This window comes from Paenibacillus sinensis (assembly GCF_019904155.1).
GTDB lineage: Bacteria > Bacillota > Bacilli > Paenibacillales > Paenibacillaceae > Paenibacillus_AQ > Paenibacillus_AQ sinensis.
Genome location: NZ_JAHCMB010000144.1, coordinates 1 through 7,377 on the forward strand (window position 1 = coordinate 1; position 7,377 = coordinate 7,377).

General features: G+C 44.1%; 8 protein-coding genes and 1 pseudogene. 7 read left to right on the forward strand and 2 right to left on the reverse strand.

What is annotated here, in order from left to right; genetic code table 11:
* Window positions 1-138 precede the first annotated feature (138 nt).
* Both KIH86_RS16155 and KIH86_RS16160 read left to right on the forward strand, forming a co-directional pair.
* Window positions 139-1,998: an N-6 DNA methylase gene (locus KIH86_RS16155; RefSeq protein WP_223088051.1), complete on the forward strand. Its 1,860-nt coding sequence runs from the start codon at window positions 139-141 to the stop codon at window positions 1,996-1,998.
* Between the two features lie 10 nt (window positions 1,999-2,008).
* Window positions 2,009-2,323, forward strand: a complete 315-nt coding sequence (locus KIH86_RS16160; RefSeq protein ID WP_235775448.1) for a type II toxin-antitoxin system RelE/ParE family toxin — start codon at window positions 2,009-2,011, stop codon at window positions 2,321-2,323.
* 78 nt (window positions 2,324-2,401) lie between these two features.
* Here the strand turns inward: KIH86_RS16160 and KIH86_RS29855 are convergent, their stop codons facing one another.
* Window positions 2,402-2,536: a hypothetical protein gene (locus KIH86_RS29855; protein WP_268964183.1), complete on the reverse strand. Its 135-nt coding sequence runs from the start codon at window positions 2,534-2,536 to the stop codon at window positions 2,402-2,404.
* A 230-nt stretch (window positions 2,537-2,766) separates the two neighbouring features.
* Here KIH86_RS29855 and KIH86_RS16165 point away from each other — a divergent pair, with 230 nt between their 5' ends.
* Window positions 2,767-3,579, forward strand: coding sequence for an amidohydrolase family protein (locus KIH86_RS16165; protein ID WP_223088056.1), 813 nt, complete (start codon window positions 2,767-2,769; stop codon window positions 3,577-3,579).
* Window positions 3,580-3,648: 69 nt separating this feature from the next.
* Here KIH86_RS16165 and KIH86_RS16170 read toward each other — a convergent pair.
* Window positions 3,649-3,786: pseudogene (locus tag KIH86_RS16170) on the reverse strand (IS5-like element ISSoc13 family transposase); the annotation flags it as partial.
* Window positions 3,787-3,876: 90 nt separating this feature from the next.
* On the opposite strand from KIH86_RS16170, the gene KIH86_RS16175 reads away from it, so the two are divergent.
* The 4 genes from KIH86_RS16175 (at window position 3,877) to KIH86_RS16190 (ending at window position 7,240) form a co-directional block, all read left to right on the forward strand.
* On the forward strand, window positions 3,877-4,167 hold the full coding sequence (locus KIH86_RS16175; protein WP_223088058.1) for a transposase: 291 nt from the start codon (window positions 3,877-3,879) through the stop codon (window positions 4,165-4,167).
* The gene (locus tag KIH86_RS16180; RefSeq protein ID WP_223088060.1) at window positions 4,143-4,724 is read left to right on the forward strand and encodes an IS3 family transposase; all 582 of its coding nucleotides are present in this window, start codon (window positions 4,143-4,145) and stop codon (window positions 4,722-4,724) included. Before KIH86_RS16175 ends, KIH86_RS16180 begins: the two co-directional genes overlap by 25 nt.
* Before the next feature lie 855 nt (window positions 4,725-5,579).
* A complete protein-coding gene (locus tag KIH86_RS16185; protein WP_038693655.1) occupies window positions 5,580-6,392 on the forward strand; it encodes an amino acid kinase family protein in 813 nt (270 codons plus the stop codon).
* A gap of 14 nt (window positions 6,393-6,406) precedes the next feature.
* Window positions 6,407-7,240: an amino acid kinase family protein gene (locus tag KIH86_RS16190; RefSeq protein WP_223088063.1), complete on the forward strand. Its 834-nt coding sequence runs from the start codon at window positions 6,407-6,409 to the stop codon at window positions 7,238-7,240.
* The last annotated feature ends 137 nt before the right edge of the window (window positions 7,241-7,377 follow it).

A 7,377-nucleotide genomic window follows, 5' to 3' on the forward strand; every position in this document is an offset into this window, starting at 1 on the left:
TAAACTGGGGGCTTTTCCTCCAGTTTGTTTGATTTCGTTGACATCCAATTTGTCCCATGTTATATTTTAGGTATTGTCATACATATTTTTTTCAACAAATTAACAAGGTATAGGAATACCTAAAAAGGAGGTTGTGTAGTGAGCGATAGAGATGGCGAAATGAATAAATTGATTTGGACCTGTCTTGATGAGTTAAGAGGGGTTTACACCAGTGAACAATCTATTCGTATTTTATTGGTCGCAGCATCAATCTACTATTTAAATAAACTTGAAACTAGCATCGAGATTAATGTGCAATGGGGCCGGGTTTTTCAAGAGAGCTCGAGTGTAGAATGGTTAGATAACAGAATGATACAACTGGAGAATGAAAATGAACAGCTTCAGGGCATTTTCACGGGTCTTGTCTCTTCATTCCTTCATTTTTCAAATAACTCAACTGATAGAGCATTGGAAAATGCAATGAAAAAGTTGTATCATTTTCAATTCATGAATCATGATGAAATGGTGCGATTTATTAATTTGCTGGCCTTTAAATTTGGCGGCGATGAGGGGATTCATGAAACGCCGGCAACGATAACGAATCTCTCCCTCGGGCTAATCCGTCATGAAAGCATTCAGTCATTTGCCGATTTCTGTTCCGGAATTTCAAGTGTTTATCTGGAGAGTTTTTACCGTTTGAAAACCTTGGGAAAGAGCAAACTTATATCCTACTATGGTGAAGAGATAAATGTATCGTCCTATTTAATTTCCAGATTGTTGATGATTGTAAACCGAATCCCTAACTTTGAGATTGTTAATAAAGATGTATTAGACTTTGTAGGTAGTGAGGGTCAGAGTCGCACTTTTGATTTTATTTTTTCAGATGCTCCTTTTGGGGCTACTTGGAATCCGGAGAATGCAAAGAACGATCCGAGGTACGAACATGGCATTCCCCCGAAATCGTCGGCCGATTGGGCGTTTTATCAGAATGTTTTGTACCATCTGAATCCTAACGGTAAAGCCATCGTTGTCGGTACAAAGGGGACGTTGGTCAGAAGCACTGAAGCTAACATTAGAAAATCTATCATTGAGAAGGATCTAATCGAAGCCGTCATCACATTGCCGGAAAATCTTTACTCCAAAACCGGCATCAGTACAGAGCTGATCGTTTTCAATAAGAAGAAACCTGAATATAGACTTGGCCAAATATTGTTTATAGATGCTGTGGACTATTCATGTAGAATCAACCGAAATCAACATGCAATTACTGAGGCAGGCCTCTCCAAAATCATCGATTCTTACTGGAATGGAATGGAAGAGGAGCAGTTTTGTAGGCTAATAGACATCGAAAAAATCAAATCCTATAACTTCAGCCTTAATACAAAAGAATATTTGGAATTTGATATCTTGAAGAACTCATTCCAGCATACAGTAAAAATTGGTGAAGTCGCAGAAATCAGACGGGGGGTTCAGCTATCGAAAGAAGAACATGAAGATCTTGCAATGTCTGCGACCCATTACTTTCTTAACGTCAAGGACATAGAGAACGGGAGAATCAATTATGATGAGAATTCGAGAATCACTTACAAAAAACAAGACTGGCTTGACAAGTTCGCCATTCGACCAATGGATATTCTAATTACCTCCAAAGGTTCGGTAATCAAGTTCGCCATAGTGGAAAGTCCGTTTTACGAGGCATTTGCAAGCGGCAATTTATCAATTATTCGAGTCAATCCAAGTCGATACAACGCTTATGTTTTGTATGAATTTTTGCAGAGTGATACAGGACGCAGAATGATAGACGCTCTACAGACGGGCACAACAATTAAACTGATTAACCCTTCCAAACTAGAGCAGCTTGAAATTCCGTCATTTTCGATTGAGTTTATGAATGAAGTAGGAGAGAAGCTAAAGCAGAATAAACAAGAATACGAAGAAGCGATAATTGAAATAGAGAAAAAGTTTGTCACACGTAAGACAATGTTGCTTGAGCAGCTGGGGATTTACCATACAGATTAAAGGGGGACAAATGGTGGAGAAAAATTACGATTTACGTTATCTTGCCGTAGCACGATTAGACTTGGTAGACATTGTTCAGTATATTAGCGAACAACTTCATGCACCAGAAGCTGCAATACATCTTGTTGATAAGTTTGACAAGGCAATTTTCAAGTTGAAACAATTTCCTTTCTCAGGGCACCGTTATAAAAGTATGGGGGGGCTCAAGGATGAGTACCGAATGCTTGTTGTGGAGAATTACCTTGTATTCTATGTTGTTATGGACAATCTTGTAGAAGTCCGACGCATTATTTATAGTAAACGAGATTACGAAAAACTGCTTTGATGATATCTACTTCTACATTGACACTGCCCACCCTATACATTTGGAGTGCTGCTTACCGTTGGTCAGGAAGACTAATAGTTAAGATTTTGTTATTGTGCCATCTTTCTGCGATCCCCCCAATATCTTCCCCTTTTCTCTTAATTCATCATCGGTATAACTTCCTTCTTCAATTTTTCTCCAACATCCATCTTCGGTAAGGTTATCCCATTCCATATAATCAGCATAAAGACGTGTTCAGGGCAGAGCCTCATGGCTGTGCAAACTGACAATAACCCACCATGCATCTCATTTAAATTCTCAAGTCTTGCCTTTTTAGTTGCTTCTACCAAGCATTATGATTATTTTGATTCGGAGCAATCAAGATACAAAGATGCTTTTGGTTCTTTTTTGGAAAAATACAGCATAATCGATAAGGATTGATACTGTGTAATCGGAGGGTTCTTATGATAACTGATATTCACGCTCATGCGGCGGGCGATTATAGCACAGTTGATTCCATAAAAAATATGGCTGCAAAATATGATTTAGAGAAAATCGTCTTATGTACAAGCCCGAAGAACATCCAAAATCTTCAGACACCGCCTAGCATGCCATTTAAACAGAAACCCGACAGCATTTATATGATGAATCGGATGAACAGGCTGGCTTATAAACATTTTCTCAAAGATAACGGTGATGGCAATCAATATGTCTCCGAATTAAGGAACCAGTTGCCCGAGCTGGTTGTCCAGTTTCTCTGGGTAAACCCGCTTGATGTCGGACACATGGATAATATGGAAAATAGTATCCGTACATATCAGGCAAGAGGTATCAAACTACATCAGGCGTGGAATCCTTTTAAGATTGACGGTGCAGAATTTAAAAATCTGGTCGATATTGCCACTTCGAATAGATTGCCGATTTTCATTCATGTATATTCCAAAAAGGAAGTCCTGAAGCTGCTGCGCTTTATAAGGGAAAACCAAGACGCAGTGTTTATTATCGGACATTTGACCGGTACAGACCTCTTTAATGAAAGCGGCGTAAACCTAAAAAATATCTATTTTGATACTTCAAGCTCCAAGAGGATTCAGGGCGATGACATTAAGCAGGCAATCGACACTTTCGGGTATGAACATATCGTTTTCGGTACGGATACGCCTTATGCAAGCATTGACGAGCAGATTGACAGAATTGAGCGGTTGAATTTATCTGATCATGTAAAGGAACATATTTATAGTCTAAATGCTAGAAACATTTTAGCTTTGGATAAATAGATTTGGAATAAACAAAGATAAGTTGATGTTATAAATATATTTTGCTCCTAGGTCGTGTCTGAAAACTCATCACTGAGTCAATCTGAAAATGGCGGCTATGTATACAAACGACAAGAATGATTTTGCCAGTTTGTCATAACGAGTTGCCACGCGGCGAAAGTGCTTGATTTTATTGAAAAAGCACTCAATCAAATGGCGTTCTTTGTACCGATACCAATTGGAGTGCTACGATAAAAATGCAGTCGAAAAACACCCTCGTATGAAATAAAATGAAAGCTGACGAGGGGACGAGTGATCATGAGTAAGTACGACAAGACATTCAAAGAAGAAGCAGTAAGATTGAGCGATGAGATTGGCCCAAAGAAAGCCTCCGAGCAGTTAGGCGTATCCTACTACACTTTGCAGGAATGGAGAAAGCGAAGAACCCTGCACGGCGACGAAGCGCATATCGGGAGCGGACGCGCTTATCCATCCGCCGATAAGACTGCGCGTGAAATCGAATTAGAAAGAGAAATAAGCGAGTTGCGCCGCGCGAATGAAATTCTTAAGGACGCACTGGGTTTTTGCGCAAAAGACCGGAAGCGATAAAGGCGTGTCAGCTCTATGCTTACATCCGTGAACGACGGGATCGATGGACCGTCAAGGAGATGTGCAAAGTACTTGCTGCCAGCGAATCAGGCTATTACCGTAGCTTGAAGCCCACACCCAAACAGGAGCGGCAGCAACGCCTTCTGGTCAACATTAAAGAAATCATTGGAGAACATGAAGACAATAGTAATTACGGTGTCCAGCGTATTCTGCTGGCGCTGTTTCAAATAGACATCAAGACCAGTTACAGTACCGTCTATCGAATCATGAAGAAACACGGCCTGCTGAAGAAAGCCAAGCATCATCCAAACGGCATTACACGTGAAGATGCTACAGCTCAAAAGAGCGAGAACCTGATCCAGAGAGACTTCAGATCCTCAGCACCCGACCAAAAGTGGCTATCGGATATCACCGAAGTCCCTTGTTCAGACGGTAAGCTATATCTGTCCGCTGTACTGGATTGTTTCAACGGAGAGATCGTGGGCCCCGCCATGGACGACAATATGCGCAAGGAACTCCAAGATCCGAACAGAGCACTATCCGATGGCCTATATTAAATCGATCATCTTCAGATATATCATGGTTTACTACAACAAGCGACGGATCTACACCTCTAATCCAGAGGGCTGGCCGCCAGCTATTTATCGCGAAAGAATGCTGTCACAAGCAGCTTAGTAACGAGATTTCTGTATGAGGGTGTTTTCAAACTGCACTTTTTTTGACAACTCCATTTGGTGCATTATTCAGCAAGCCCTATGTAGCATTATAAATGGATAGAGTAGAACCGCAAAACCTATGGCAACGCAAAATAAAAGTGAAACTAAAGGAACAAGGATTCGTCGTGTCCAGACGCCGTATCGGGCGAATCTGATTCAAGCCGCAAAGAGAAAGGCACGGGGCTACCGTAATGTCCAAAATTTGATCGCGATGGTGTATATGACGGCGTACAAGCTTAGACTCTCAACGCTCGCAGCTCGTCGAGAGTAGTCACCTTCCTTTATACCAGGGGTTAGGAATCTATTGAAATAGACAAATCTATGCTCCTATTCTTGCTAGCTTACCCATCCGGTAGAGCGAAGAGTCTCTTTATTACACAATTTTGGGGTTATTGAACTGTCGGAGCCATTGAGTGTTGCAGTACTAGTGCCTCTCCTTGCGCATTGTCCTTGAAAGAAAACACATGAAATATATACCAGGATGTAATGTATAGGTTTTAACCTATGATAACCATATCAACATACAATTATAAATATGATAACTTTGATGCTACTATCTAAATAACGCTATTTTAATATTAAGTTGCAAACTACAGTATAAGAAGAATCTGGAGCAGGGGAGGGTTTAGCCTACCTGAATGATTATTTTGGGGAAACGTTTTTGACATATAAATTTTACTTTAAGGAGGCCTTTCTATGGCTAACACTATATCAGAACTCGAGGAGCTTTTGAAACAGAAACATCTGTCCGATCCTGAGCTCCACGCGGCAGCGGAGAGTGCGGAAGACTATCGGATTCTGCCGGACGTATCGGTTGTAAAGATCGGCGGACAGAGCTTTTTTGATCGCGGTCGGTCGGCTGTTTTCCCGCTCGTTGATGAGATTGTCGCGGCTCGCAAGAATCACAAAATGATGATCGGAACAGGCGCAGGAACACGGGCCAGACACCTCTACTCGATTGCAGCAGGTCTCAACCTGCCTGCCGGTGTACTCTCACAACTGGGCGCCTCGGTCGCAAATCAAAACGCCGAAATGCTTGGACAACTTCTTGCCAAATATGGCATTTCATCGGTCGGCGACGCCGGACTCTCTGCGGTTCCGCTATACCTGGCTGAAGTAAACGCAGTTGTCTTCAGCGGCATGCCCCCTTACGGTCTCTGGATACGGCCGGCTGCCGGAACTGTCATTCCGCCCTACCGTACTGATGCCGGTTGTTTCCTCGTAGCGGAACAGTTTGGCTGCAAGTCGATGATCTATGTAAAGGACGAAGACGGACTTTATACCGCCAATCCCAAGACAAACAAGGACGCAACCTTAATCCCGAAGATCTCGGTTGCTGAGATGAAGGCGGAGGGACTACAGGATTCTATCCTTGAGTTCCCTGTGCTTGACCTGCTCAAAGAAGCACGCCATGTTCGCCAAGTGCAGATCGTGAACGGCCTTGTTCCTGGCAACCTGACGCGTGCGTTAGCTGGCGAGCACGTCGGAACCATTATTACTGCAGATTAAGGAGGGGACTATAAATGACAAACACATCTAACAATATTAAACACATTACATCTGCGCTTGCCAGTCAGACGCTGCTCGATGGCACACTCACAAGCCCTGTCGCGAGTGTACCCCCGGTCAAGCTTCTTCCTTGGCTGCAGGTCATTAAGCTCGGCGGGCGATCCATCTTTGACCGTGGCCAGGAAGCCATTCTTCCCATTGTGGAGGAGATTCGGAGAATCCTTCCGGAACATCGCCTGCTCATTCTCACGGGGGCCGGTATCCGCGCCCGTCATATTTACGGTGTCGGTCTTGATCTCGGTCTTCCGGTTGGTTCGCTGGCTCCTCTCGCCGCCTGTGAAGCGGGTCAAAACGGTCATATCCTGGCAGAGTTGCTCGCGCAGGACTTCGTTTCCTACGTCGAGAAACCCACGATCTCCAACCAACTGGCCAACCACCTTGCCAATGCTCCTGCAGTCGTGGGCAGCGCCTTCCCGCCTTACCACAACCATGAGTTTCCGACCTCCCGCTTACCGATACACCAGTCGGACACCGGTGCATTCCTCGTTGCGGATGCGCTTGGGGCAGCCGGTCTTACGATTGTCGAGGATGTGGATGGGGTCTACAGTTCCGACCCCAATGGCCCTGAAGGACAGGACGCGAAGCTTATTGACGAAATAACATATGACGAACTCGCGAAACAAACAGGCACATTGCCGGTCGACCGTACTCTTCTTGAAGTCATGGCTAACGCACGCCACATTCAGAAAGTGCAAATCGTTAACGGACTGGTGCCGGGCCGACTCACGGCAGCTCTGCGTGGACAGCATGTAGGTACGATTATACGTACCGGTGCAGCGCGCCCATAAGAACGAACAACTAAGTCCAACGAGGCGTTATAGCGGGAAACCGCTATGACGCCTTTTAGGTGTACGCCCAGCATGGGCGTTATCTTTAGGGTGAAAGTCCCGAACGGGGGCTGGCGAGCGCCTACCGTTAGCCAAGG